Genomic DNA, 25,898 nt, shown 5'->3' with positions numbered 1-25,898 from the left:
GCCTGACGTCAGACAATTGGCTCGGACGCCAAGTCCCGAGAGCTACGAAACGCCTGAAGGGCACGCTCGCGTGCCGGGCCATGCGGAATGATGGGTTCGGGGTAAGTCTCGCCCAGTGCCACGCCGGCTTCGCGAAGCACTGCGGCCGGAGCCTCCCAGGGCTTATGGATGAAGGCCGGCGGGAGCCGCGAGAGCTCGGGCACATAGGCTCGGATGTAATCTCCCGCGGGATCGAACTTCTCACCCTGCGTCACTGGGTTGAAGATCCGGTGGAAGGGGGCCGAGTCCGGGCCGGAGCCTGCGATCCACTGCCAGCTGAAGGCATTGTTGGCCGGATCCGCATCGACCAGCGTGTCCCAGAACCAGGCCTCGCCCTGACGCCAGTCGGCGAGCAGGTGCTTCACCAGGAAGGAGGCGGTGATCATGCGCACCCGGTTGTGCATCCAGCCTGTCCGCCAGAGCTGGCGCATGCCGGCATCGACGATGGGGTAGCCGGTGCGGCCTCGCTGCCAGGCCTTGAGGGACGGGCCATCCTCAATCCAGGGAAAGTTGTCGAACCGGCTGCTGTGCGGCCTGTCCGGCAGATGGGGGTGGAAGTGGAGCAATTGGTGGGTGAAGTCGCGCCAGGCGATCTCGCTCAGGAACTTGTCCGCATCGCGCTCCAGGCCGGGCTCGTCCGCAACTGCATGCAGGACGGCATGCCAAACCTGCCGCGGGCTGATTTCCCCGAAGCGCAGATGCGGCGAAAGGCGCGAGGTTCCCGCCTGCGAAGGTCGGTCCCGGCCTTCGGCATAGCCTTGCAGCCCCGTCTCGATGAAGCGGGACAGCTTGGCCTGTGCGGCAGGCTCACCCTGCTGCCATTCCTGCCTGAAGCCGCCGGCCCAATCAGGGCCTGAGGGTTCGAGGCCAAGCTCCTTGAGCGGGACGGCTTGATCGAGAATCGGTGGCGCCCAAACGCAACCCGCCAATGATCGAGGCGCGGGAAGGGCGGGCTTGATGGACCGGGCGTTCACGGCCCGAAGATAGGGGGTAAAGACCTGGAACGGCTTGCCGGCCTGGTTCGTGATCTCCCAGGGCTCGTGCAGGAGGCGGCCGCTGCGACTGTGAACCTTGGTACCGGCATCCGACAGGCGCTTCTTGATGGCACTGTCCACGGCAATCTCTGCCGCGCCATAGCGGCGGTTCCAGTAGATCGCCGATGCGCCGGTTTCCCTCACTAGATTTTCGACCAGGGTAGGCGCTGGGCCTCTCAGGATGAGAAGGCTGGAGCCGCCGGCACGCTCCAAAGCCTCCCCAAGCGCCTTCAGCGATCCATGGAGCCACCAGCGGGCTGCGCCGCCGAGCGGCCGGATCCCTTGCGAGGCATCATCGAGCACGTAGAAGCATAGAACCTGCGATCCGGTCGCCGCCGCTGCAGACAGGGCAGGGTTGTCGCTCAGGCGATGATCGTCACGGAACCAGACGAGGACGGGGCGTTGGGAATCGCTGTTCATGGCGGCACAATACAGCCGCGCTTTGGACGCGCGACAGCAGACCAGCCAGATCTACGAAATTTGATGGAGAAGAATAGGGAAGGTTGGCTCCGGCGGTAGGATTCGAACCTACGACCAACGGATTAACAGTCCGCTGCGCTACCGCTGCGCCACGCCGGAATAAGCCTAACCTCCAAAGAAGCTGATTTGTGAGCTTCTCGAGCGCCGCGGTGTCTTCAAAGACCGTTCCCCGGCGAGGTGGGAGGCATATAGCACGGGTTTCAGGCGTTGCAACCCCCTTCTTGGCATGCCGGAGTTCAAAAGGCCCTGTTGCTCTTTGGGGGGACGCTTGCTATGGAGCAGCCGTCGCGTTCGCGGCACGCCCCGGATGGCCTCGTGGCGGAGTGGTTACGCAGAGGACTGCAAATCCTTGCACCCCGGTTCGATTCCGGGCGAGGCCTCCAACAATTTCTAAAGGCACTGTAGATGGTCGATTTCGCTCAAGCGCGCCGTATCATGGTTGATGGCCAGCTGCGCACTTTCGATGTGAACGACATTCCTCTTCTCGACGCCATGGATAGTGTGCCGCGCGAGCTTTTCGTGCTGCCGGGCCGCGAAGAGCTTGCCTATATCGACCAGGATGTTCTCGTCGGCGACGGCGCCGAGCGGCGCTACATGCTCTCCCCGATGATCCTGGGGCGCCTGGTTCAGGCTCTCGGGATCGAGAAGGGTGACCGCGTTCTCGACGTGGCCTGCGGCCGCGGCTATGCCTCAGCAGTGTTCAACGAGCTTGGCGCTCAGGTGACGGCGCTCGAATCCGACGATGCTCTTGCCGGTGCAGCACGCCAGAGCCTGAGCGCAGCCGGCGCAGGAAACGTCACCGTCGTGGCGGGGCCTCTGGAGCAGGGCCATGCAGGCAATGCTCCCTTTGACGCCATTCTCATCAACGGTGCCGTCGAGGTTCGCCCGGAGGCGCTGCTCCAGCAACTCGCCGAAGGTGGGCGTTTGGCCTGCGTGAAGGGTCGTGGGCGCGCAGCCCGGGCCACACTTTATGTGCGTACGGGCGATGCCGTCGGCGAGCGTGCCCTGTTCGAGGCGGCCGCGCCCCTGCTGGCTCCCTTCGTTCAAGTCCCTGGTTTCACGTTCTAATCCTTTCTAAATCCTTTATTTCTCGAGATTGCGGTGTCGCTTTTTTGCGCCACCCCGGCGCAAAAATGGAAATGGGCGCAGCGCGTTGTTGCCGACTCGCTTCCCTTGATTATTGTTGCGCTTTGAGTCGGAACGATTTCTAGATGGCGTCGATGGCGGTCGATTGCCTTGGATCGCTAGGCAGGTGCGCGTGAACGAGAAGAATTCCAAGAAGACGTATCGCTTGCTCTTTGGGGCGATGACCTCGGTGCTCGTGCTGATGGGGGCTAGCGGCGCGTCGGCAGAAACCTTGGAGAGCGCCCTGGCGCGCGCCTACGGCAACAATCCAGATCTGAATGCCCAGCGGGCTGGCGTCCGTGTCCGGGACGAGGACGTCGCGCAAGCAAAGTCTGGATATCGCCCACGGATCACGGGAACGGCGGACATCGGCCGGACCTTTGTGGACGCTGATACGGGCAGGCCGAGAACTCCATTCGGTGGTGGAAACACCATCAGCCGCTCGACGCCCCGTGGCTTCGGCGTCGAGATCAATCAGCCTATCTTCGACGGATTTCAGACCAGCAACCGCGTCCGTGCAGCCGAGTCCGGTGTGCTCGGATCGCGGGAACAACTCAACACGACCGAGCAGAGCGTGCTGCTCGATGCCGCCACCGCCTATATGGACGTCCTTAGGGATACGGCCATCCTTGACCTGCAGCGCAACAACGTCGAAGTCATCGACGAGCAGTTGCGGCAGACGCGAGACCGCTTCAATGTCGGCGAAGTGACCCGAACCGACGTTGCTCAAGCGGAGGCCCGCTTGGCTGCGTCCCGGTCCGAGGCGAGCTTGGCCGAGGCAAACCTACGCAACAGCATTGCCACCTATCGCCAAGTCGTCGGCATCGAGCCCCAGCGGCTTGCGCCCGGGCGTCCTCTGGATGCCCTGACGCCGCGCTCCGTCGATGCAGCCGTGAAGGTTGCGCTGAACGAGCATCCGGCGATCAAGGCGCGTCAGCACGCCGTGGATGTGGCCGAGCTTCAGGTGAAGGTCGCTCAGGGCGCGCTTGCGCCGCAACTGGGTGTGGCTGGATCGGTCGACCAGCGCTATGACCGCCAAGCGGTGGGAGACAGTGCCCTCTCGGCTTCCGTGGTCGCCCGGCTGACGGTCCCGATCTACGAGGGCGGACAGGCCTATGCCGCCACCCGGCAGGCCAAGGAGGAGGCCGGACAGCGTCGCCTTGAGGCCGACTCGGTGCGTGACCAGGTCCGCGCTGCCGTGCAGTCGTCCTGGGGACGGCTCGAGGCCGCCCGTGCACAGATCCAGGCCGCTCAGGCGCAGATCGATGCCGCTGAAACGGCGCTGAGCGGTGTGCGCGAGGAGGCCCGTGTCGGCCAGCGCACCACCCTCGACGTGCTGAACGCCCAGCAGGAACTCCTTACGGCACGTGTGAACCTCATCCAGGCTCAGCGCGACCGGGTGGTTGCCTCCTACAGCCTCGTCAACGCAATGGGCCGCCTCAACTCCCGTGCTCTAGCCTTGAAGGTGAATCACTACAGCCCGAAGATCCATTACGATCAGGTCAAGGATCTTTGGATCGGCACATCGACGCCGGATGGTCGTTGATAAGTTTTGGGGCCAGAACTAAAAAGTTCTGGCCCCGCTTGTTTTCTTAAAGATTGAGTAAAATACTTAACGAACATTCTTGAGAATGTGATTCTTGAAGTTTTTGATTTGGATGCGGCTATGGGTTCATCGAGCCTGAAACTTAACGAGCCATCGATGGAAGATATTTTGGCTTCCATCCGGCGGATCATCTCCGACGACCAGGAGGATCCGTCCTCCCCCGAGCCCCAGGAGCCGAGTTCATCACCCCTGAAGAGCGTGCTGAACATCGCGGAGATTCATGTCTCGCCCCTCGTCGGCACGAGCCCCAATGAGCCCCTTCTGGGGCCTTGGAGCCGAGGGGATGCTGCGTTCGTCGATCCTCGGTCCGACGCGGAACCAGGTCCTGACTGGAGAACCCTTGATGGACCGGAAGAGCCGGCGCCGATCATCGTGCCTGAGCCCGTCCTGAAGGCCGCGGCAAGGCCTACTCCGCCAGCCGCCGATAGCCTCCTCTCGCGCGAGACCAGTACCTCGGTGTCCGGCGCCTTCTGCCTCCTGACCGAGACGGTCAAGCCCGCACAGCCGCAGACCGTGGAGGACCTGATGAAGGAGATGCTGCGGCCGATGCTGAAAACGTGGCTCGACGACAATCTTCCTTCCCTGGTCGAGCGCTTGGTCCGGACCGAAATCGAGCGCGTGACCCGCAGCCGGGGCTGAGATTTCAGCCCCTCTGTTGACTTCGGCCGGTCGGTCCGGTTTGTAGCCGTCTTGCTTGCGCGTTGTTCGCGCCAACAGGCCGGTATCTATCATGATGGACAAGACGTTCGATCCCTCCGCTGTCGAAGCACGCATTTCCACCCGCTGGGAGGAGGCCGAGGCCTTCAAGGCCGGCCGCGAGGATCGCAAGAACGCCGTACCCTACACGATCGTCATCCCGCCGCCGAACGTGACCGGCACGCTCCATATGGGGCATGCCCTCAACAACACGATCCAGGACATCCTCTGCCGCTTCGAGCGCATGCGGGGCAAGGACGTGCTCTGGCAGCCGGGCATGGACCACGCGGGCATCGCCACCCAGATGGTGGTGGAGCGTCAGCTCGCCGCGCGCCAGATCCAGCGCCGCGACCTCGGCCGCGAGGAATTCATCAACCGCGTCTGGGAATGGAAAGAAGAATCCGGCGGCAAGATCAAGAGCCAACTCCAGCGTCTCGGAGCCTCCTGCGACTGGTCGCGCGAGCGCTTCACCATGGACGATGGCCTGTCCCAGGCGGTGCTGAAGGTCTTCGTCGACCTCTACAAGCAGGGCCTGATCTACAAGGACAAGCGCCTCGTGAATTGGGACCCCAAGTTCCAGACCGCGATCTCCGACCTGGAGGTCATGCAGGTCGAGGTGAAGGGCAATCTCTGGCACATCCGCTATGCCATCGACGGTCAACCCGATCGCTCCATCACGGTTGCCACGACCCGGCCCGAGACCATGCTGGGCGACGTGGCTGTGGCCGTGCATCCGGAGGACGAGCGCTACAAGGATCTGATCGGACAGTTTGCGATCCTGCCGCTGGTCGGTCGCCGCATTCCCATCGTGGCGGATGAATACTCCGATCCGGAGAAGGGCACCGGCGCGGTGAAGATCACGCCCGCGCATGACTTCAACGATTTCGAGGTCGGGAAGCGCCACAAGCTGCCGCTCATCAACATCTTCGGCACGGAGGCGCAGCTTGCGCTTTCCGGCAACGAAGACTTCCTCGATGGGCTCGCGCAGACGGACGATTTCAAGGCCGTTCTCGCCCTCGATGGACTGGATCGCTTCGAGGCCCGCAAGCGCATCATCGCCATGCTCGAAGAGCGCGAGATCCTCGTTCAGATCGAGCCGAACACTCACGTGGTGCCGCACGGCGACCGCTCGAATGTGGTGATCGAGCCGTATCTCACGGACCAGTGGTACGTGAACGTGAAGCCGCTCGCGGATCGTGCTCTCGACGTGGTGCGCAAGGGCCAGACCAAGTTCGTGCCCGAGAATTGGGAAAAGACCTATTTCCAGTGGCTCGAGAACATCGAACCCTGGTGCGTCTCGCGCCAGCTCTGGTGGGGTCACCAGATCCCGGCCTGGTATGACGACCAGGGCAACGCCTATGTCGCCATGAGCGAAGAGGAAGCTCGGGCCGAGGCGCGTGCGAAGCACGGGACGGACGTTGCCCTCAAGCGCGACGAGGACGTGCTCGACACGTGGTTCTCGTCCGCCCTGTGGCCGTTCTCGACCCTCGGCTGGCCGGACGATGCGCCGGAACTCAAGCGCTACTATCCCACCAACACCCTGGTGACGGGCTTCGACATCATCTTCTTCTGGGTCGCCCGCATGATGATGATGGGCCTGCACTTCATGGACGAAGTGCCATTCGACACGGTCTACATCCACGCCCTCGTCCGTGACGAGAAGGGCGCCAAGATGTCGAAATCCAAGGGCAATGTCATCGATCCGCTCGACGTGGTGGAACAGTACGGCGCCGACGCCCTGCGCATGACGCTCGCCTCGATGGCAGCCCAAGGGCGCGACATCAAGCTCTCCGTGCAGCGCGTGGAGAACTACCGGAACTTCGCCACCAAGATCTGGAACGCGGCCCGCTTTGCCGAGATGAACGAATGCCGGCGCGTGGAAGGCTTTGATCCGAAGGCCGTCAAGGAGACGCTCAACAAGTGGGCGCTCAGCGAATGCGCCAAGGCGATCAACGAGGTGTCAGCGGGCATTCACGCCTACAAGTTCAACGAAGCGGCTGGCGCAGCGTACCGCTTCGTGTGGAACGTGTTCTGCGACTGGACGCTCGAACTCTCCAAGCCTGTGCTGCAGGGTGCGGATTCGCCTGCGAAGAATGAGACCCGCGCGACGATTGCGTTCATCTTCGATGAGATCTGCAAGCTCCTGCACCCGTTCATGCCTTTCCTCACGGAGGAGCTGTGGGCGATCAAGGGCGAGGACGGTCCGCGGCGCGAGATGATTCTGGCGCTGAGCGCGTGGTCGAACCTCGATCACCTCATCGACGGGCAGGCAGAGGCTGAGATCGGCTGGGTGGTGGACCTCGTCAACGAGATCCGCTCGGCCCGCTCCGAGACGAACGTGCCGGCGGGTGCGCAGATCCCGCTGGCGCTCGTGGCACCCTCCGCCGACGTGCAGGCCCGCGCCGGTCGCTGGGGCGATATCGTGAAGCGCCTGGCGCGCATCTCCGATATCTCTTTCGCGGAGGCCGCTCCGAGGAGTTCGATCCAGCTCCTCATCCGCGGCGAGGTGGCGGCCCTGCCGTTGGAGGGCGTGATCGACCTTGATGCGGAACGCGCCCGACTCGCCAAGGAGATCCAGAAGCTCGATGTGGAGGTCGGCAAGATCGACGCGAAGCTCGGGAACGCGGACTTCATCAAGCGTGCGCCAGAAGAAGTAGTCGATGAGCAGCGCGAGCGCCGCGACGAGGCTCTGACCCGCAAGGCGAAGATGGAAGAAGCGCTCGGACGTTTGAAGGACGGGTAAGGCGATGTCATTCCGGGGCCGCGCAGCGGAGCCCGGAATCCATATCCTCAAGGTTCAAAGGAGAAGGCGCTGCGACTGCCGCAGCGCCTTTCTTATTCTTGTTGTGTTTATGGATTCCGGGCTCGCCTTCGGCGCCCCGGAATGACGGTCAGCACCCTTTATCCCAGCACGAAATCCACCAAGAGCTTCACGTTCAGCACCACGATCACCACCGCGATGATTCCGGCAAAAGCCGTGAGCCAGCGCGGGGTGACGAGGGCGCCCATCTTGGCTTTCGAGGCGGTCATCGTCACCAGGGGAATGATCGCGAAGGGGAGCTGGAGGCTCAGGATCACCTGGCTCAGGATCAGCAGTTTCGCCGTGCCGCCCTCGCCATAGGCAATGGTGACGGCGGCCGCCGGGATGATGGCGATGCCGCGGGTGATGAGACGGCGCATCCAGGGCGCGATCTTGAAGTTGATGAAGCCCTCCATGACGATCTGGCCGGCCATGGTGGCCGTGACCGTCGAGTTCAGCCCGCAACACAGGAGCGACAGGCCGAACAGCATCGGGGCGATGGCGCTGCCGAGGATCGGCTGGAGCAGGGTGTGCGCCTCGCCGAGCTCGGCGATCTCGGTGCGTCCTGTTCCATGGAAGGCGGCGGCTGCGAGGATGAGCAGGGAGGCGTTGATGGTGAGGGCGAACATCAGCGCGATCGTGGAGTCCCAGGTAGCGAAGCGCAGGGCCTCACGCCGTTCCTTCACCGTGTCACCATAGGCGCGGGTCTGCACGATGCCGGAATGCAGGTAGAGGTTATGCGGCATCACCGTCGCGCCGAGGATTCCGAGCGCGAGATAGAGCATGTCCGGATCGGTGACGATCTGAGTCGTCGGCGCAAAGCCGGTGATCACGCCCGACCAGTCCGGATCGGCCATGGCGATCTGGATGCCGAAGCAGACCGCGATCACGCCGAGCAGAGTGATGATGAAGGCTTCGACCCAACGGAAGCCGAGGTTCTGGAGATACAGGATCAGGAACACGTCCAGCGCCGTGATGATGACACCAATCTCGAGCGGAATGCCGAAAAGCAGATTGAGGCCGATGGCCGTGCCGATGACCTCGGCCAGATCGGTGGCACAGATGGCGAGTTCGGCCAGCAGCCACAATCCCCAGGCGACCGGCCTGGGATACGCGTCCCGGCAGGCCTGGGCGAGGTCACGGCCGGTGGCCACGGCGAGCCGTGCGCAGAGCGACTGCAGGATGATCGCCATGATGTTGGAGATCAGCGCCACCGAGAGCAGGGCGTAGCCGTATTTCGAGCCGCCCGCGAGGGAGGTCGCCCAGTTGCCCGGGTCCATGTAGCCCACGGCTACCAGATAGCCCGGCCCCATGAAGGCCGCTGCCCGTCGCCACGTCGATCCCGGTCGCACGGCGATCGAGCGGTTGACCTCCGGCAGGGAGGGCAGTTCCGCGGAGCGCCGCCATGCGGCCTTCTGCACAAGGGAGACGGGAGCCGGTTGATCCATGGTCACTTTCTGCAGTTGCAAATGATTTGCAAAAGAAGGCTAGCGTGGAACAAGCGTCCCGGCAAGAGGAGAGTTGCACAAAGTTGCATAAGGAATGGCGCTCTAGCCCTTATGAGGCGTCCAGCCTGTTGGAGACGAGCGTCAAGGACGGTTCCCGCGTGACAAGAGGCTTGAGGTTTGCTCTAGGTTTCCCAAAACCTGAACAGACATCAGACAAGGGATGGACATGCTCGAGAGCGTCCTGATCGCCAATCGCGGCGAGATCGCGTGCCGCATCATCCGCACGGCCCGGCAGCTGGGTATGCGCACCATCGCGGTCTATTCGGAAGCCGACGCGGATGCGCTGTTCGTGCAAATGGCCGACGAGGCCCATCCCATCGGCCCGCCGCCTGCCCGCGAGAGCTATCTCCAGATCGACAGGATCATCGAGGTCGCCAACCGCACGAACGCCGCCTCGATCCATCCAGGCTACGGCTTCCTGTCCGAACGGGCCGAGTTCGCCGAAGCGTGTGCTGCGAACGGCATCGTGTTCGTCGGCCCGCCGGCCTCCGCCATCAAGGCCATGGGCCTGAAGGATGCCGCCAAGGCGCTCGTGCAGCAGGCCGGCGTGCCGGTGGTGCCGGGCTATCACGGCGCCAAGCAGGATCCGGACTTCCTGCGCCAGAAGGCCTATGAGATCGGCTATCCGGTTCTCATCAAGGCGGTCGCTGGCGGCGGCGGCAAGGGCATGCGGCGGGTCGAGAAGGCGGCCGATTTCGATGCCGCGCTCGAGAGCGCCCAGCGCGAGGCCGCGAGCGCGTTCGGCGACCCGCGCGTGCTGGTGGAGAAATACATCCTCTCGCCCCGCCACATCGAGATCCAGGTCTTCGCCGACAGCCACGGCAACGTGGTGCATCTCTTCGAGCGCGACTGCTCGCTCCAGCGCCGCCACCAGAAGGTCATCGAGGAGGCGCCGGCTCCCGGCATGCCGCCCGAGATGCGTGACGTGATGGGCCGCGCCGCCGTCGAGGCCGCCCGCGCGGTGGGCTATGTGGGCGCCGGCACCGTCGAGTTCATCGCCGACGGCCGCGAGGGCCTGCGCCCGGACCGCTTCTATTTCATGGAGATGAACACCCGCTTGCAGGTGGAGCATCCCGTCACCGAGTTGATCACGGGGCTCGACCTCGTTGAATTGCAGTTCCGCGCGGCGTCCGGCGAGACGCTGCCCTTCGGCCAGGACGACCTCACCATCGACGGTCATGCGGTCGAGGCGCGGCTCTATGCGGAGGATCCGGAAAAGGAGTTCCTGCCCTCGACCGCAAAGCTCTGGGCTCTGGAGTTTCCGGAACACGAGGGCATCCGCATCGATACCGGCGTTGAGGCCGGAGCGGAGGTCACGCCTTATTACGATCCGATGATCGCCAAGGTCATCGCGCACGGCGCAACCCGTGAGGAAGCGCTGGACAGGCTGGCGGAGGCGCTCGGGCAGACCATCGTCGCCGGCCCCAAAACCAACGCGGCCTTCCTGAAGAAGCTCTGCGAGGCGGAAGGCTTCAGGGCAGGGCAGTTCGACACCGGCTTCATCGACCGCAACCTCGATGCGCTTGGTGTCGGGCCTCAACCGCGCGACGATGTCGCCGTGTCGTTCGGCGCGGCGGCGCTCATCTCGCGGGAAATCGAGCGGCTGCGCATGGCCGAACTGCAGAAGAGCGACGAGCCATCCTCGCCCTGGTCGAACCCAGATGGCTTCCAGTTGCTCGGCGCGCGCAGCGTTGGCGTGCCGCTTCTTGTGGATGGCGAGCGGGTTGATGCCCGCGAGGTGTTCAGCCCCGAGCATCACGGCGCGAGCACGGTGGCTTTCGGCGAGAGCGACCCTTGGGCGGATGAGGAGATCGACCAGGAGGTCGAGGCACCGCATGGCGTCTATATCCTGCGCAACGGGCGCCAGACCCTTGTGCAGCCTTACGATCCCTTCGATGTGGATCTCGAGCACATGGATGAGGGTGGCTCAATCAAAGCTCCCATGCATGGCAAACTGATCGCGATATTCGTGCAGCTGGGCGACCGGGTCGAGAAGGGGCAGCGGCTCGCGATCGTCGAAGCGATGAAAATGGAGCACGTGCTGGTGGCACCGGCCGATGCGGAAGTGGCGGAGATCGCCGCCGAGCCGGGCGCCCAGGTGGCGGAAGGCGCACGACTGATCGTTCTCAAGACCGAGGAATAGCCTGCGGCGCATCGCCGGATGTCCGATCCGCGATGCGCATGGTTGAAACCAGACATGACACTTCACCTGATCAAACTCTGCGTCGGCTGCGACTCGATCACCGATCTTGAGGAATGGATCGAGGAGAACCGTGTGCTTCATCAGAGGCTCGGGCGCGACTACGAGCAGACGCACACGACCCGCATGGTGCCCAAGCGCGTTGACGAGCTTCTGGGTGGCGGCTCGCTGTACTGGGTCATCAAAGGTCATGTTGCGGCCAGGCAGGCACTTCTCGATGTTCGTCCCTTCACCGACGGCGATGGCATCGGGCGCTGCCGGCTGGTGCTGGATCCGAAGGTGGTCGCGGTGGAGCCGAGGCCCTACAGGCCGTTCCAGGGCTGGCGCTATCTCGTTGCCAAGGACGCCCCGCGTGATATCGATGGCAAGGCAGGAGACCTTGCCAAGATGCCCGAGGACATGCGCAGGGAACTGGCCGAACTCGGTCTTCTGTAACTTATGTGAATCCCTGGAGACGTTGCGATGAGGCTCCCGATCGTCTTTTCCCTGCTGCTGATTGCCTCAGCCGGATCGGCGCTTGCGAAAGAGTGCCGCACGCCTCACCTGCCGCCCGGCGTGGAAGTGAGGCTTCCGCCGGGCTGCGAGGAGCCCCTCCCATCTGCTCGTAACAGAGCGGAAAGGCGCGACGGCCTCAGGGCGGACCAGGGTTTCATCGATCTCGGCAATGGGACGAAGGTGCGGATCAGCGGCCGCGTCCGAGCTGAATATGGGTTCAGCCGTTAGACTCTTTTGCTGGGGATCTTCCTGGAACCTCGCTGCCACGATTCGCATTGGCTCAGCAGTTCAGTTGAGTGGAGGTTCCGATGCTGATGTGTGCATCCGAAGGCCGGCACTGGCGTTACGAGGTCTGTGAGCATGACGACGGCTATCTCGTCCAAATGCGCGACCTGACGACCGGGGAGCTGGATGAAGAATTCTCCACCATCTTCCGCACCCTGCCGGTTGCGTTCGCCTATGCCGAAATGTCGGCCGCCTACGAGCGCTATGCGGCCTGCGAGCTGGAGCAGTCGGAGGACGAGCAGATCGAGTTCGATGTGGAGGCCACCGAGCGTCACTTCATCGATCTGAGCGACAGGCTGCACGACTCGGGCATCAACGGCGTCGTCGTGGAGGCCTGGGATCGCGAAAGCCAGCGCGGTGCGGTTCGCCTTCTGCACTGAAACTTGATCGGCGGCAGCGGCTTCGCGGTTGCAAGCCGTTGCCACCCCTCTAGCATCCCTCCACCACGACTCACGTCGCTGATGGAGTTCCCATGGCCGATCTCTCCGCCTTCCCGATCACCAGCCGCTGGCCGGCTCAAAATCCCGACCGCATCCAGCTCTATTCCACACCGACGCCGAACGGCGTGAAGGTCTCCATCATGCTGGAGGAGACTGGGCTGGCCTACGAGCCGCACTTCATCAACATCGGCGAAAACGAGACCTGGGGTCCGGAATTCCTGTCCCTGAACCCGAACGGCAAGATCCCGGCGATCATCGATCCCGATGGACCGGGCGGCAAACCGTTCGGCCTGTTCGAGTCCGGCGCCATCCTCCTATACCTCGCCGAGAAGACAGGCCAGCTTCTGCCCTCCGACCCGGTGCGCCGCTACGAGACCATCCAGTGGGTGTTCTTCCAGATGGCCTCTGTCGGCCCGATGTTCGGCCAACTCGGCTTCTTCCATAAGTTTGCCGGTCGCGAGATCGAGGACAAGCGGCCCCTGGAGCGGTACCGCAACGAGTCCAAGCGCCTGCTGGGCGTGCTTGAGACCCGGCTCGAGGGGCGCGACTGGATCATGGGCCAGGACTACACCATCGCCGACATCTCCCTGCTGGGCTGGGTGCGCAACCTTATCGGCTTCTATGGTGCGGGCGAACTGGTGGAGTTCGACAGCTTCAAGCGGGTGCCCGCATGGCTGGAGCGGGGCCTGGCCCGTCCGGCAGTTCAGCGCGGCCTCACCATTCCGGCGCGCCCGGCCTGAGCCGGCTGCCGCTGCATTATTCCTGGCGGCGATTTACATCCGTCCCATCCCGGCCCACATGTTGGGGTGGGGACATAGAACCATGATGCTTCTTTTCGGAATCGCCGCAGTCGCCCTTCTGTGGTGGCTGGGCAAGACTTACACGCGCACCGAGCCGAAGGCGCTGGCGAAGGCCGTCAGAACCATAGGCGGCGTCGCCGCCCTCGGCGCGGCCGTGTGGGTGGGTGTCAAAGGCCAGCCCGGCCTTGCGCTCCTCATCGGCGGGCTCGGCGCCTGGGCGCTGGGATGGAACGTCCTCAAACTCTCAGGGCCGTGGAGCCGGTTTCAGCCCCAGCCCGGCCGCTTCTCCCGCATCCGCTCGGCCATGATCGAGATGGAAATCGACCATGCGACGGGTGCCGTCGAGGGCAGCGTTCTGGTCGGGGCCTTCGCGGGAAGGCGCCTGTCCAGTCTCGATCCGGGGAGCCTGCGCCGCCTCTACGACGAATGCAGCGCCCACGATCCGCAGGGCGTTCCCCTCCTAGAAGCGTATCTTGATCGCCGGTTTGCCGGCTGGCGTGAAAACGCTCAGGGAGATCGTGACACGCGGACGCGCACCCATGCGCAGTCGGGCGTAATGACGAAAGAAGAAGCCTATCAGATCCTGGGGCTTCAGCCGGGTGCGAGCCTCGACGAGATCCGAAAAGCGCATCGAACCTTGATGAAGAGGCTCCATCCCGACCATGGGGGGACGGCGTACCTCGCGGCTCGCGTCAACGAGGCGAGAGAAGTCCTGCTGGGCCGACATCGCTGATACTCCACGCGCGATCCGGTGATCTTCGCCGAGACGGTGCAAGCACACGCACCGTCTCAGGGTTCTTCAATCCTGCCTCAGGCGCGGGAGGCGAAGCAGTTCACGCCGCTCTTCTTCAGCTGCTTGCACGCTTTGGCAGCATCATCCGACTCCGAGAAGCCGGAGAAGCGGGCGCGGTAGAGGGTGCTGCCGTCGACGGTCACCTTCTCGGTGAACGGCGCGGCCTTGCCGAGCACCTTGCCGAAGCGGCTGCGGGCGGAGTCGAGCATTTCCTTGGCCTTGATCTCGTCGTCCGTGGCGCCGAGCTGGATTACCCAGCCGGTCACCGAGGGACGCTCGACCTTCTTCGGCTCGGGAGCTTCGACCTTGAGCGATGCGGTCTTGGTCACGACCGGGGTCGATGCAGCCGGAACCGCCTCGACGGGCTTTGCCTCGATCTTGGCTACCAGAGCAGCCTTCTGCGATGCCGGGATCTGGGCCGGTGCAGCCTGCGGGGGCAGGGCGGCGTAGGCCTGGGCGTTCAGCGGCAGCGGCTCCTGACCCTTCTGCCAGCGCACCGAGGAGGTGGAGGACGGCGTCGTGGTGGAGCTTGCACCGGTGGCGGATGCCACCACTGGGCGCAGGGTGTTCATGTCGAGGGGCTTGCGCTCGGGGGCAGGCTGCGGCGTCGTCGCTTGGGCCATGGGAGCCTCCGGGGTAGCGGACGCGACCCTGACCGGAGCCTGGACGGGAGCCGGCTCGACCGGACGGGGAGCGGGAGCTTCGGCCACCATGGTGGGCTGGGCGGAGCCTTCGACCACCGGCGGGGCGATGCGGGCGCCGGCATAGGCGCGGGGCAGGTGATCGTCGATCAGGCCGGCCATCTTCTGGTCGCGGGAGGCGCCGGAACGGCCGCCGAGCACCACGGCGACGATGCTGCGGCTGGCGGTGTTGACCGAGGTCAGCAGGTTGAAGCCGGACAGGCGTGTATAGCCGGTCTTGATCCCGTCTACGCCCTCGACCTTGCCCAGGAGCCGGTTATGGCCACGGATCGTGCGCTTGCCGTACTGGAAGGAGCGGGTCTCGAAATAAGCGAAGTATCTTGGGAAGCGGTCCTGGATCGCCCGGCCGAGCACGGACAGGTCGCGCGCCGTGGTGATGTTCGGCGGATCGTGCGGCAGGCCGTGCGGGTTGTAGAAGGCCGTGGAGCTCATGCCGAGTTCCCGGGCCTTGCGGGTCATCATCTGGGCGAAGGCCTCTTCCGAACCGGCAATGTTCTCGGCGACCACGACGGAGACGTCGTTGGCCGAGAGGGTGACCATCGCCTTGATGGCGTCGTCAACCTGGATGGTCGATCCGGGACGCAGGCCGAGCTTGGTCGGCGGCTGGCTGGCCGCATAGGACGACACCGTCAGGGGCGTGTCGACGCTCATCCGGCCCCGTTCCATCTGCTCGAAGAGCAGGTAAAGGCTCATGACCTTCGTGATGGAGGCGGGAATCCGGGGCGCATCGATGTTTTCACCCTGCAGAATCTTGCCGGTCTTGGCATCGACGACGATGGAAGCGCTGGGAGGGCCGTAGCCGCCGCCGGCCGGAGCCCTGCGGCGCGCCGCTTCAGCGGGAGAGGTGACCGTAATAGCAAATGACGCGACGATACCAACGAGAGCCCATGCCTTTCGGTGTCCTGTCCAAACCGAATTCATGCTGAAAAATCCCTGTTTCGTTTGGTTCTTAGGCCCATGCGCCCGGCTCTCTACAAGGAACCGTTGCCGGCGCAACACATGCTCTGACGGTAAGGGGTTGCGGTTACGGGGGGGTTAACAGGGACAATTCCGGTGCACGACATATTGTGCACTGCACAAAATAATTTGACAATTTTTTGTGCAGTGCATATATCGAGCTCCGTCAGCTGCTCAGCGGCGCCGACCATCATTAAACGCCTTATTGTCGAGGTTCACAATGCTTCAGCCGTTCACCCAAATTCAGAAGCTCGGCCAGGATAACCTGGATGCCACCATGAAGGCGCTCGGCGCTTTCTCCAGCACCTCGCAGGCGATCGCCACCGAGGCGGCCGAATTCGCCCGCAAGTCGTTCGAGCACACCTCCTCCACGGTCGAGAAGCTGCTCGGCGTCCAGACCCTGGACAAGGCAGTCGAAATCCAGACGGCCTACGTGAAGGGCGCCTTCGACAACCTGGTCAGCCAGTCGACCAAGATGGGCTCGCTCTACTCGAACCTCGCCACCGAGACCCTGAAGCCTTACGAAGGCCTCCTGTCCAAGACCGCTGCCTAACGCAAGCAGTCTCGTATCCTTTAGGATGAAGCGCCCGGCCTTGTGCCGGGCGTTTTGCGTTGAGGTGAACGACGCCCCGAGGTCCGGCTGCCGGTCGCGAAGGCGTGACCAAGATGTCGCTCTTTTCATCCATGCTGCGACCACCCATCTGGTTGATCTGGCGAACTGAATGGAGCGACTATAGATTTGGCTGTGTGATGTGGCTCGAACCGGGATGTGAGCCACGGGCAGGGCCAGACGAGAACAAGGGGCGGTCGTCCGACGATGCTGCGGTTAGCTTACGGTACAATGACTCTGTCGAGGCAGTCTCCGATCTCGGCTGCCGGCGGGTCGGAGCCTCCTGGGAGAGATCCCGGAGGCGATGATGGCGGCCGCTCCAACACGGCCATCATCACGAAAACCAAGCCGCGCACGAAACGGCCGAACCTTTACCGCGTTCTCCTCTTGAACGATGATTACACCCCGATGGAGTTCGTGGTGCATGTGCTGGAGCGTTTCTTCAACAAAAACCGGGAGGATGCGACCCGGATCATGCTTCATGTGCACCAGAACGGCGTCGGGGAATGTGGAGTTTTTACCTACGAAATTGCCGAGACCAAGGTGACCCAGGTGATGGACTTCGCCCGAAAGCACCAGCATCCTCTGCAATGTGTAATGGAAAAGAATTAGCCGAGCCCCGCTCATAAAGGACAAGCCGTTGCCGAGCTTTTCTCGCAGTCTTGAACAAGCCCTTCACCGAGCCCTCGCTCTTGCCGGCGAGCGCCGCCACGAATACGCAACCCTCGAACACCTTCTCCTGGCCCTGATCGACGACCAGGACGCGGCCGCCGTCATGCGGGCTTGCAATGTCGATATCGAAGTTCTCCGCCGCAACCTGGTGGATTACGTGGACAGCGAACTCGCCAACCTCGTTGCGGACGGGCGTCAGGACTCCAAGCCGACGGCCGGCTTCCAGCGCGTGATCCAGCGGGCGGTTATCCATGTCCAGTCCTCGGGACGGGATGAAGTGACCGGCGCCAACGTGCTGGTCGCCATCTTCGCCGAGCGGGAGAGCCATGCGGCCTACTTCCTGCAGGAGCAGGACATGACCCGCTACGACGCGGTCAACTACATCAGCCATGGCATTGCCAAGCGCCCCGGCCTCACCGAGAGCCGCTCTCCGCGCGGTTCCGAGGAGGAATCCTCCAACGAGCGTCCGACCCAGGACGAGGGCGACGCGCGCCAGAAAAAAAAGGGCGACGCTCTTGAGGCTTACTGCGTCAATCTCAACAAGAAGGCGAAGGAAGGCCGGATCGATCCGCTTATCGGGCGTGAGTCCGAAGTGCAGCGCACCATCCAAGTCCTGTGCCGCCGCCAGAAGAACAATCCGCTCCTCGTCGGCGATCCCGGCGTCGGCAAGACCGCCATCGCGGAAGGTCTTGCCCGCAAGATCGTCCAGGGGCAGGTGCCGGAGGTTCTGAAGGGCGCGACCGTCTTCTCCCTCGACATGGGCACCCTGCTCGCCGGCACCCGCTATCGCGGCGACTTCGAAGAGCGCCTGAAGCAGGTGATGAAGGAGATCGAGGCCCATCCGAACGCCATCATGTTCATCGATGAAATTCATACGGTGATCGGCGCCGGCGCCACCTCGGGCGGTGCCATGGATGCCTCCAACCTCCTGAAGCCTGCCCTGGCACAGGGCAGCCTGCGCTGCATCGGCTCGACCACCTACAAGGAATACCGCCAGTATTTCGAGAAGGATCGGGCCCTCGTGCGTCGCTTCCAGAAGATCGACGTGAACGAGCCGTCCGTGCCGGATGCCATCGAGATCGTGAAGGGCCTCAAGCCCTATTTCGAGGACTTCCACAAGCTCAAGTACACCAATGACGCCGTGAAGGCCGCGGTGGAGCTGTCGGCCCGCTACATCAACGACCGGAAGCTGCCGGACAAGGCGATCGACGTGATCGACGAGACCGGCGCGTCGCAGATGCTTCTCCCCGAGGGTCGTCGCAAGAAGACCATCGGCATCAAGGAGATCGAGGCCACCATCGCTACTATGGCCCGGATCCCGCCCAAGACCGTGTCGAAGGACGACGCGGAGGTGCTCGCGCATCTGCAGGACACCCTCAAGCGGGTGGTCTACGGGCAGGACAAGGCCATCGAGGCGCTGTCCTCGGCGATCAAGCTGGCCCGCGCCGGCCTGCGCGACGCGGAAAAGCCCATCGGCTCCTACCTGTTTGCCGGCCCGACGGGCGTCGGCAAGACCGAGGTCGCCAAGCAGCTTTCCGTATCACTAGGCGTCGAGCTCCTGCGCTTCGACATGTCGGAGTATATGGAACGGCACACGGTCAGCCGCCTGATCGGCGCGCCTCCCGGCTATGTGGGCTTCGACCAGGGCGGTCTCCTGACCGACGGCATTGACCAGCATCCGCATTGCGTGCTCCTGCTCGACGAGATCGAGAAGGCGCATCCGGACCTGTTCAACATCCTGCTCCAGGTCATGGACCACGGGAAGCTGACGGACCACAACGGCAAGCAGGTCGATTTCCGCAACGTGATCATTATCATGACCACGAATGCGGGCGCCGCCGACATGGCCCGCCCGGCCTATGGCTTCACCCGCACCAAGCGGGAGGGTGACGACACCGAGGCCGTGAACAAGCTGTTCACGCCGGAGTTCCGCAACCGCCTCGATGCCATCATCTCCTTCGGCCACCTGCCCAAGGAAGTGGTCCAGAAGGTTGTCGACAAGTTCGTGATGCAGCTGGATGCCCAGCTCGCCGACCGCAACGTGTCCATCGAGCTCACGGACGAGGCCCGCGACTGGCTGGTCGAGCACGGTTACGACGAGGCCATGGGCGCCCGCCCGATGGGCCGTCTGATCCAGACCACCATCAAGACGCCGCTCGCCGACGAGGTACTCTTCGGACGCCTCAAGGAGGGCGGAGCGGTCAAGGTCGTGGTCAAGACCGACGAGATCGGCCTGCAGAGTCTGGGCTTCGAGTATGTGGAAGGCCCGGTGAAGCCGAAGCCCGAGAAGGTCGTGACGAACGCCAAGAAGAAGCCCAAGGCGAAGTCCACGTCCACGAAGGCGAAAAAGTCGGTGAAGCCGAAGGGCTCCGATGGTAATGGAGGCGGAGGTGTCCGCACCGTTCCGAAGGTACCATTGGTTAGAGCATGACGACTGAACTTCACGAGGGGCCGTTGCAGGCCTCCCGCACCCTGGATGCTCCGGCGAAGGTCTCGAAAGCCTCTTGGCGCGAGAAGCGCTACCAGCGTCGTCGCCGGCGCGTCTGGCTCGAGGAAATCCTCGGCTGGATCCTCGTGCCGGTGATCATCCTTGGCTGCTACTGGTTCCTGGAAGTAGGCCTGAGCGCTCTCGGCACATCGCCGGCAGCGATCATGGAAGGTATTGAGGCCATCATAGCCACTCTCTGAGGCCCGACCCTCAGCCGAACTTATACAGAGCCGTACCGGACACCAGTCCGGTACGGCTTTTCTTTATTGCTTCAGGCGATCGGGGCGTCGACCGTGCAGACGATGCCGGCCGGAGCAAAATCGATCATCGCCTTCCCGTGGAGATCCTGAGCAAGGCTGCGTTCGATGAGCCGGGTGCCGAAGCCCCGGCGTTTGGGGATCTCGACCGTCGGTCCGTTCGTCTCGGACCAGGTCAGATGCAGGCGCTTGTCCGCCCCATCGCTTACCGACCATGCAATCCGCACCTCGCCGCGCTCATTGGACAGGGCACCATACTTCACCGCGTTCGTGGCGAGTTCCTGGAGGGCCATGGCGAGCGCCAGCGCCATCCGTGGCGAAAGGCGGGTATCCGGCCCGTCCATATGGATGCGCCTCTCGCGCTCGTGCCTGTAAGGAGCCATGGCTTCCCTGACGATCTCAAGGAGACCGGCGCCTTCCCAGTTCTCCCGGGTGAGCACGTCATGGGCGCGGGAGAGGGCGAGCAGGCGCGCCTCCATGGCTGAGCGCGCGCCTTCCATGGTGTCGGCGTTGCGCAGCGTCTGGGAGCCGATGGATTGAACCGTCGCCAGGGTGTTCTTCACCCGGTGGTTCAACTCATTGATCAGCAGCTGCTGGTGTTCCTCCCAACGCTTGCGTTCGGTGATGTCCATGACGACGCCGCGGGACCGGATGATGTTGTTCTTCTCGTCCCGGACATACTCACCTCGCCCGCTCACCCATCGGGTTGTGCTGTCGGGCATCATCAGGCGAAGCGTCCATTCGAAGTTGCGGAAGCCGGTGTCCTCCCGCTCCCTATCGCGCTTGTTGATGATCTGCGCGATGTCGTCAGGGTGATAGCGCGCCCGGATGTCCGCGAGGGTCAGCACATGGTCGGGCGGGTAGCCGTAAAGCTCGCTGAGGCGAGGCGAGGGGTTCATCCTTCCCTTGATGTGATCGAAGTCGAAGATGGCCAGAGAGCCGGCCTCGAGAGCGGCCATCAGCTCCGCCTCTCTCTCGAGCAGCGCCTCCTCGGCGGCCTTGCGGTCGGTAATGTCCAGGAGAACGCCGATGGTCCTCGTTGGAAACCCATCGGGGCCGAGCAGCATCTCGGCGCGCATCAGGAGCCACCGCAGGGATCCGTCGACCCTGTAGAACCGGTACTCGACCTCGAAGAACCGCTCACCCTTCTTGAGAGCGCCCATCGCGGCAGCTGTCAGCAGCTCCCGGTCCCCAGGATAATACCGTGTTCGGACCTCGGCGATATCGAGTTCGGCATCCGCCGGGTACCCGAGCATGCGATTGAGCTCGGGGCTTGCCGTAATGCGATCGGTTGCCGTTTCATGCTCCCACACAGCCATGCGGCCTGCATCGATGGCCAGCCGCAGGCGATCCTGGCTGGCCCGCAATGCGGTTTCCGCGCGGGCGCGCTCGACGGCATCCCAGGTCCGCTCAGCAACATCTTCGATGAGTTTGACTTCGTTCTCGTTCCAGAGGCGAGGGGTTCTGTTGTGGACGTAGAGGGCCGCCACCATGCGTCCCTGCTTGACCAGGCTCACGGTGACGGCCGCGGATGTTTCCAGGTATGCGAACGCTGCCTGATGTTCCGGCGAATTGGTGCGCGGATCGACTGACACGTCATGGATCGCAAGCGTCTCCCCTCGCTTGAGGGCGCCATGGATCTCGGGACCGAAGGCTGCAAGATCGTGGGTTCCGGCGCGATGCGCGACGGTACCGTCGGTCCAATTGCGTTCCGTGGTGAAATAGCGGGCCGTCTCCTCGACCTCTCCATAGCCGACACGGCTGGTTGCGAGATGGGCACCCAGCATCTCCTGAGCGGCCGTGATCACCTCGATGGGGTCGTGGAGCCCACGCAGGCGGTCGCTCAGCCGGACGAGGAAGTTGAGGCGCTGTTCGCCGAGCACCTTCGAGGTCGTTTCATGCACGATGCAGAGAACGCCGGCCACATCGCCGTTCTCGTCATGGACGGGGCTGTACGAGAAGGTCCACCATGTCTGCTCCGGATACCCTTTCCGCCCAAGGGTAATCGGCAGGTCCTCAAAATAGCTGGCCTCGCCGGCGAGGGCCTGTTCCGCAATCGGCCCCATCACGTTCCAGGCTTCCGACCAGATCTCCCGAAAAGGCCGGCCCAGGGCCTCGGGCTTGGTGCCCAGCATGGGCCTGTAGGCATCGTTATAGAACGCGGTCAGCTCCGGCCCCCAGACCATGAAGGTCGGAAACTTCGAATGGAGCATCATGCTCACGGCCGTGCGCAGGGAGTGCGGCCAAGTCTCGATGGCGCCGACCGGAGTTGACGACCAGTCGTACTGGCGGACGCGCTCGCCCATGGTGCCGCCATTGGCAAGGAAGTCCGGCAGGGTCGCGAGACGATGCTGCATCACGGGGCTACCAGCGGGTCGGGTTTGAAGTCATCCAAGGATCGAGAAACCTGAAACGGCAGACAATCGTCTCTGTTGGGCTGCATCGGGGACTTGAGGAGACAATTCCATGAAGTTTCGAAGGGATGGAAGAAGGGTTCGAGGTCAGCAAGACACATATGAACCGTTATCCCGTGATTTCTAGGACGCTGACATCGACTTACCAGTGTCGCGGAGCTGATGGCCGTATCGCGTTGCCAACCTTGATGGTTTAACCTCGCCGCACGCGGGGCATGGGCTGGATGAGGTTCCGATCCCGCAACGGAATGCCCAGACGGGCTTGCACAATCACGAGGTCCCCATGACGACACTGATCGGCCTGTCAGGCAGCCTGCGGCAGGCCTCCTACAACACCGCGCTCCTTCGCAGCGCGGCCGGGATGATGCCGGAAGGTTCGGAGCTCGTCGTCGAGACCATTCGTGGCATTCCGCTTTACGATGCGGATCTGGAAGCCTCGGAGGGCATCCCGGAGACGGTGACGGCGCTGAAGGATACCATCGCGGCTGCGGACGGTCTGCTCCTCGTGACGCCGGAATACAACAACTCGATTCCGGGCGTGTTCAAGAACGCCATCGACTGGCTTTCGCGCCCGGACTCGGACATCAAGCGCGTTTTCGGCAACAAGCCTGTGGCCGTGATCGGCGCCTCGCCCGGCGGTTTCGGCACCATTCTGTCCCAGAACGCATGGCTCCCGGTCCTGCGCACCCTGAAGGCCGACTTCTGGTCGGACGGCCGCCTGATGGTGTCGCGGGCCGGAACGGTGTTCAATCAGGACGGGAGCCTGACCGACCAGAAGATCGAGAGCCAGCTTCGGACATTTCTCGAGGGCTTCGTCGCCTTCGCGCGGCAGCGTGCACCTGCCGCGGGCGCTTAATCCTCTTCCCGATGCTTGAACGGGGTCGCGTCCTCCAGCTCCTCGGCTGCTTCGGATACGTAGAGGCGCTCCTGATCGAGATAGGCCCGCACGGCCCGGCGCAGTCCGGGATCGGCGATGTCGTGGGCCGATGAAGTGATCACGGGCCTGTAGCCGCGCGCCAGCTTGTGCTCGCCCTGCGCTCCCGCCTCAACGCGGTCGAGGCCGCGTTCAATGGCGAATGCGATCGCTTGGTAGTAGCAGACCTCGAAATGCAGAAAAGGGTGATCCTCGATGCAGCCCCAATTGCGCCCGTAGAGGCGCTTGTCGCCGATGAAGTTGATGGCGCCTGCGATATAGCGGCCATCGCGCTTCGCCATGACAAGCAGCACCCGGTCCGCCATGCGCTCGCCGATGAGGGAGAAAAAGAGGCGATTGAGATAGGGCCGGCCCCATTTGCGGGAGCCGGTGTCCATGTAGAAAGCGAAGAAGGCGTCCCAGTGGGCTTCAGTGATGTCCTTGCCCGTCACCCACTCGATGGTGATGCCGGGGCTCAATGCATCGCGTCGTTCGCGCCGGATGGCTTTGCGCTTGCGCGAGGCAAGCGCCGCGAGGAAGCTGTCGAAGCTGCCATAGCCGTCGTTGAACCAGTGGAACTGCTGGTCGTTCCGGAGCAGGAACTCGTCAGACGTAAACGCTTCGAGATCGTCCTGCTGCAGGAAGGTCGCATGGATGGACGAGGCGCCGGTCTGATCCCGCAGCGCCCGGAGGCCGGCGATGAGAGTGGAGCGGGTCTCCGCCGCCTGGGGTCCGTTCGGCACGAGGAGGCGCGGGCCGGTAGCGGGCGTGAACGGCACCGACACCTGGAGCTTAGGATAATAGCGCCCGCCGGCCCGCGAATAGGCATCCGCCCAGGAATGGTCGAACACGTATTCGCCCTGGGAGTGAGATTTCAGGTAGCAGGGTGCGGCGCCCAGGATCGTCTCGTCCTCGTCCTCCACAAGAACGTGCAGGGGCGCCCAGCCGGTCTTTGCTCCGACACAGCCGGAGTCTTCCAGCGCGGACAGAAAGGCATAGGACACGAAGGGATTGAACGGCTCGTCGTCGCCTGACCCCACGCCGAGAGCACAGGCATCCCACTGGGCGGCAGGAACCGCCTTCAGGCCCTGGGCGATTTTGACTTGGATGTTCACTGGGTGGAGGGACCCCGCCGTTAGGGATTAAGAGCTAATCACTCGGCGAGATCCTTGCAATATCAGTGTGTGACAGCTCGCACCTTCGTCATCCCGGGGCTGCGGAGCAGAGCCCGGGATCCATAACCGCTGACGGAGCAGAAAGAAGCGCGACGCTGTTCGTTTTGTCTTGAGTCGTCGTGTTTATGGATCCCCGCCTGCGCGGGGATGACAAGAGGATAGATCAGGGCAGGAAGCCCTCGAACACCATCTGGTCCGCGTGCTTCTCCGCATGGGCGCGTTCCTCAGGCGTCCGCACGGTCCAGGTCATGACCGGCAGGTTTCCGAGGAGCCTGCTCAGATGGGTCGAGGCGCAGGGGATGTCCTTCACGCGCCAGGACAGGAAGTGCGGCTGCGACTCGCCGAAGTGCAGCAGGTTGGCCATCCGGTGCTTCTTCTCGGGCGTCAGGAAGCTGTCGGCCTTGGACGCATATTCCAGCTCGCCGATGAACCCGCGCGTGATATTCGGCGCATGCTCGCGCAGATGCGCGACGATGTCCGGATCGAAGGACTTGATGACGAACGGGCCGCTGTAATCCTTGAGGATCTCAATGACCCGCTTCGTGAGGCGCATATCCTCGTTGAACTGGCTCTTGATCTCGACGACCAGCGGCGTGCGCCCGGCGATGGTGCCGAGATAATCCTTGAAGGAGGGAATCTTGTCTCCGCCTTTGGCGCCAGCGATGTCGATCCGGGTGAGGTCGGAGAGCTTGCGCTCGGCAACCAGACCCTTTTCGCCGGTAAGACGGTCGAGTTCGAAATCGTGGAAGACGATAGCCTCGTTGTCGGCAGTCAGCTGAACGTCGAGCTCGATGGGGAACCCGCGCGCGATGGCGGCTTCCGCGGCCGAGATCGTGTTCTCGATGACGCCTTCGGCTTTGTTGTGAAGGCCGCGATGGGCGATGGGCTTCGCGACGAGCCAGCCGGGAATGCTCATTGGACTTCAAACATCCCTTCGACTTCGACACAGGCATCGAGCGGCAGTTCCGCCACGCCGACGGTGGAGCGGGCATGCCGGCCCGCATCGCCCAGCACTTCCACCATCAGGTCCGAGGCGCCGTTCATGACGGGAGCGAGCGCCGCGAAAGTCGGCACCGCGTTGATGAAACCGCCGAGGCGCACGCAGCGGGTGACCTTGTCCAGGTCGCCGACCGCTGCCTTGAGCTGGGCAAGAAGATTGATGGCGCAGAGCCGCGCGGCCTCCTGGGCGACCTCAGGCGAAACGTCTGCCCCGACCTTGCCCTTGTGGGCGTCGGCCATCTTGCCGTCGAGCCCGAGGCAGAGCTGGCCGGAGATGATGACGAGGTTGCCGGTGCGGACGAACGGCACGTAATTCGCCACCGGTGCCGCCGGGGTCGGCAGGGTGATTCCCAGGTCCTGAAGTTTCTTGTCGACTTTGCTCATTTCAAGCCTCGATGTGTGACATCATCC

Annotated in this window: 22 protein-coding genes and 2 tRNA genes; 16 read left to right on the top strand and 8 right to left on the bottom strand. The window is 63.5% G+C overall.

Translation table 11 applies throughout. The annotated features are described in order from the left end of the window. Positions 1-8: 8 nt before the first annotated feature. Both IC232_RS14640 and IC232_RS14635 read right to left on the bottom strand, forming a co-directional pair. The gene (locus tag IC232_RS14640) at positions 9-1,493 is read right to left on the bottom strand and encodes a cryptochrome/photolyase family protein (protein WP_190845718.1); all 1,485 of its coding nucleotides are present in this window, start codon (positions 1,491-1,493) and stop codon (positions 9-11) included. An 84-nt stretch (positions 1,494-1,577) separates the two neighbouring features. Then, a tRNA-Asn gene (locus IC232_RS14635) sits at positions 1,578-1,652 on the bottom strand. Positions 1,653-1,862: 210 nt separating this feature from the next. Between IC232_RS14635 and IC232_RS14630 the strand changes: the two genes are divergently transcribed. The 5 genes from IC232_RS14630 to IC232_RS14610 all read left to right on the top strand — a co-directional run bounded on the left by IC232_RS14630 (position 1,863) and on the right by IC232_RS14610 (position 7,723). Beyond that, a tRNA-Cys gene (locus tag IC232_RS14630) sits at positions 1,863-1,936 on the top strand. Between the two features lie 22 nt (positions 1,937-1,958). Next, a complete protein-coding gene (locus IC232_RS14625; RefSeq protein WP_190845717.1) occupies positions 1,959-2,621 on the top strand; it encodes a protein-L-isoaspartate O-methyltransferase family protein in 663 nt (220 codons plus the stop codon). A 190-nt stretch (positions 2,622-2,811) separates the two neighbouring features. Then, positions 2,812-4,224: a TolC family outer membrane protein gene (locus IC232_RS14620; protein WP_312895170.1), complete on the top strand. Its 1,413-nt coding sequence runs from the start codon at positions 2,812-2,814 to the stop codon at positions 4,222-4,224. Between the two features lie 120 nt (positions 4,225-4,344). After that, positions 4,345-4,923: a DUF2497 domain-containing protein gene (locus tag IC232_RS14615; RefSeq protein WP_409564928.1), complete on the top strand. Its 579-nt coding sequence runs from the start codon at positions 4,345-4,347 to the stop codon at positions 4,921-4,923. A gap of 91 nt (positions 4,924-5,014) precedes the next feature. Then, on the top strand, positions 5,015-7,723 hold the full coding sequence (locus IC232_RS14610; RefSeq protein WP_190845715.1) for a valine--tRNA ligase: 2,709 nt from the start codon (positions 5,015-5,017) through the stop codon (positions 7,721-7,723). A 158-nt stretch (positions 7,724-7,881) separates the two neighbouring features. Here IC232_RS14610 and IC232_RS14605 read toward each other — a convergent pair whose 3' ends face one another. Then, on the bottom strand, positions 7,882-9,228 hold the full coding sequence (locus IC232_RS14605) for an Nramp family divalent metal transporter (protein WP_190845714.1): 1,347 nt from the start codon (positions 9,226-9,228) through the stop codon (positions 7,882-7,884). A gap of 226 nt (positions 9,229-9,454) precedes the next feature. On the opposite strand from IC232_RS14605, the gene IC232_RS14600 reads away from it, so the two are divergent. The 6 genes from IC232_RS14600 (at position 9,455) to IC232_RS14575 (ending at position 14,241) form a co-directional block, all read left to right on the top strand. Next, complete coding sequence (locus tag IC232_RS14600; protein ID WP_190845713.1) at positions 9,455-11,431, top strand: acetyl/propionyl/methylcrotonyl-CoA carboxylase subunit alpha; 1,977 nt, start codon at positions 9,455-9,457, stop codon at positions 11,429-11,431. Positions 11,432-11,485: 54 nt separating this feature from the next. Beyond that, positions 11,486-11,923 (top strand): DUF1489 family protein, encoded by a 438-nt coding sequence (locus IC232_RS14595; protein ID WP_190845712.1) that lies wholly within the window; start codon positions 11,486-11,488, stop codon positions 11,921-11,923. Positions 11,924-11,950: 27 nt separating this feature from the next. Continuing rightward, positions 11,951-12,211, top strand: a complete 261-nt coding sequence (locus tag IC232_RS14590; protein ID WP_190845711.1) for a hypothetical protein — start codon at positions 11,951-11,953, stop codon at positions 12,209-12,211. Positions 12,212-12,291: 80 nt separating this feature from the next. After that, positions 12,292-12,648 carry a hypothetical protein gene (locus tag IC232_RS14585; RefSeq protein ID WP_190845710.1) on the top strand — a complete coding sequence of 119 codons (357 nt, stop codon included), beginning with the start codon at positions 12,292-12,294 and terminating at the stop codon, positions 12,646-12,648. Positions 12,649-12,740: 92 nt separating this feature from the next. Next, on the top strand, positions 12,741-13,448 hold the full coding sequence (locus IC232_RS14580) for a glutathione S-transferase N-terminal domain-containing protein (RefSeq protein WP_190845709.1): 708 nt from the start codon (positions 12,741-12,743) through the stop codon (positions 13,446-13,448). Positions 13,449-13,530: 82 nt separating this feature from the next. Further along, the gene (locus IC232_RS14575; RefSeq protein ID WP_190845708.1) at positions 13,531-14,241 is read left to right on the top strand and encodes a DnaJ domain-containing protein; all 711 of its coding nucleotides are present in this window, start codon (positions 13,531-13,533) and stop codon (positions 14,239-14,241) included. 77 nt (positions 14,242-14,318) lie between these two features. Here the strand turns inward: IC232_RS14575 and IC232_RS14570 are convergent, their stop codons facing one another. Then, on the bottom strand, positions 14,319-15,923 hold the full coding sequence (locus IC232_RS14570) for an SPOR domain-containing protein (protein WP_190845707.1): 1,605 nt from the start codon (positions 15,921-15,923) through the stop codon (positions 14,319-14,321). Between the two features lie 256 nt (positions 15,924-16,179). Between IC232_RS14570 and IC232_RS14565 the strand changes: the two genes are divergently transcribed. The 4 genes from IC232_RS14565 (at position 16,180) to IC232_RS14550 (ending at position 19,929) form a co-directional block, all read left to right on the top strand. Further along, on the top strand, positions 16,180-16,512 hold the full coding sequence (locus IC232_RS14565) for a phasin family protein (protein ID WP_190845706.1): 333 nt from the start codon (positions 16,180-16,182) through the stop codon (positions 16,510-16,512). 288 nt (positions 16,513-16,800) lie between these two features. Further along, positions 16,801-17,181: an ATP-dependent Clp protease adapter ClpS gene (clpS, locus tag IC232_RS14560; RefSeq protein ID WP_246812214.1), complete on the top strand. Its 381-nt coding sequence runs from the start codon at positions 16,801-16,803 to the stop codon at positions 17,179-17,181. 28 nt (positions 17,182-17,209) lie between these two features. Continuing rightward, the gene (gene clpA / locus IC232_RS14555; protein ID WP_190845704.1) at positions 17,210-19,672 is read left to right on the top strand and encodes an ATP-dependent Clp protease ATP-binding subunit ClpA; all 2,463 of its coding nucleotides are present in this window, start codon (positions 17,210-17,212) and stop codon (positions 19,670-19,672) included. Then, on the top strand, positions 19,669-19,929 hold the full coding sequence (locus tag IC232_RS14550) for a hypothetical protein (RefSeq protein WP_190845703.1): 261 nt from the start codon (positions 19,669-19,671) through the stop codon (positions 19,927-19,929). The genes clpA and IC232_RS14550 overlap by 4 nt, the downstream gene beginning before the upstream one ends. Before the next feature lie 71 nt (positions 19,930-20,000). On the opposite strand, the gene IC232_RS14545 is transcribed toward IC232_RS14550, so the two are convergent. Continuing rightward, positions 20,001-22,343: an HWE histidine kinase domain-containing protein gene (locus tag IC232_RS14545; RefSeq protein WP_190845702.1), complete on the bottom strand. Its 2,343-nt coding sequence runs from the start codon at positions 22,341-22,343 to the stop codon at positions 20,001-20,003. Between the two features lie 340 nt (positions 22,344-22,683). Here IC232_RS14545 and IC232_RS14540 point away from each other — a divergent pair, with 340 nt between their 5' ends. After that, positions 22,684-23,256 carry an NADPH-dependent FMN reductase gene (locus IC232_RS14540; protein WP_190845701.1) on the top strand — a complete coding sequence of 191 codons (573 nt, stop codon included), beginning with the start codon at positions 22,684-22,686 and terminating at the stop codon, positions 23,254-23,256. On the opposite strand, the gene IC232_RS14535 is transcribed toward IC232_RS14540, so the two are convergent. The 3 genes from IC232_RS14535 to IC232_RS14525 all read right to left on the bottom strand — a co-directional run bounded on the left by IC232_RS14535 (position 23,253) and on the right by IC232_RS14525 (position 25,871). Beyond that, a complete protein-coding gene (locus tag IC232_RS14535; protein ID WP_190845700.1) occupies positions 23,253-24,428 on the bottom strand; it encodes a GNAT family N-acetyltransferase in 1,176 nt (391 codons plus the stop codon). The two genes, IC232_RS14540 and IC232_RS14535, sit on opposite strands and share 4 nt — an antisense overlap. Before the next feature lie 223 nt (positions 24,429-24,651). Continuing rightward, positions 24,652-25,404, bottom strand: a complete 753-nt coding sequence (locus IC232_RS14530) for a glycerophosphodiester phosphodiesterase family protein (RefSeq protein ID WP_190845699.1) — start codon at positions 25,402-25,404, stop codon at positions 24,652-24,654. After that, the gene (locus IC232_RS14525) at positions 25,401-25,871 is read right to left on the bottom strand and encodes a RidA family protein (RefSeq protein ID WP_190845698.1); all 471 of its coding nucleotides are present in this window, start codon (positions 25,869-25,871) and stop codon (positions 25,401-25,403) included. Before IC232_RS14525 ends, IC232_RS14530 begins: the two co-directional genes overlap by 4 nt. Positions 25,872-25,898 lie beyond the last annotated feature (27 nt).

It is taken from the genome of Microvirga sp., assembly GCF_014699075.1.
Taxonomy (GTDB): Bacteria; Pseudomonadota; Alphaproteobacteria; order Rhizobiales; family Beijerinckiaceae; genus Microvirga.
Note: the sequence above shows the minus strand (reverse complement) of the source record. Positions and strands in the feature narration are given on the sequence as shown.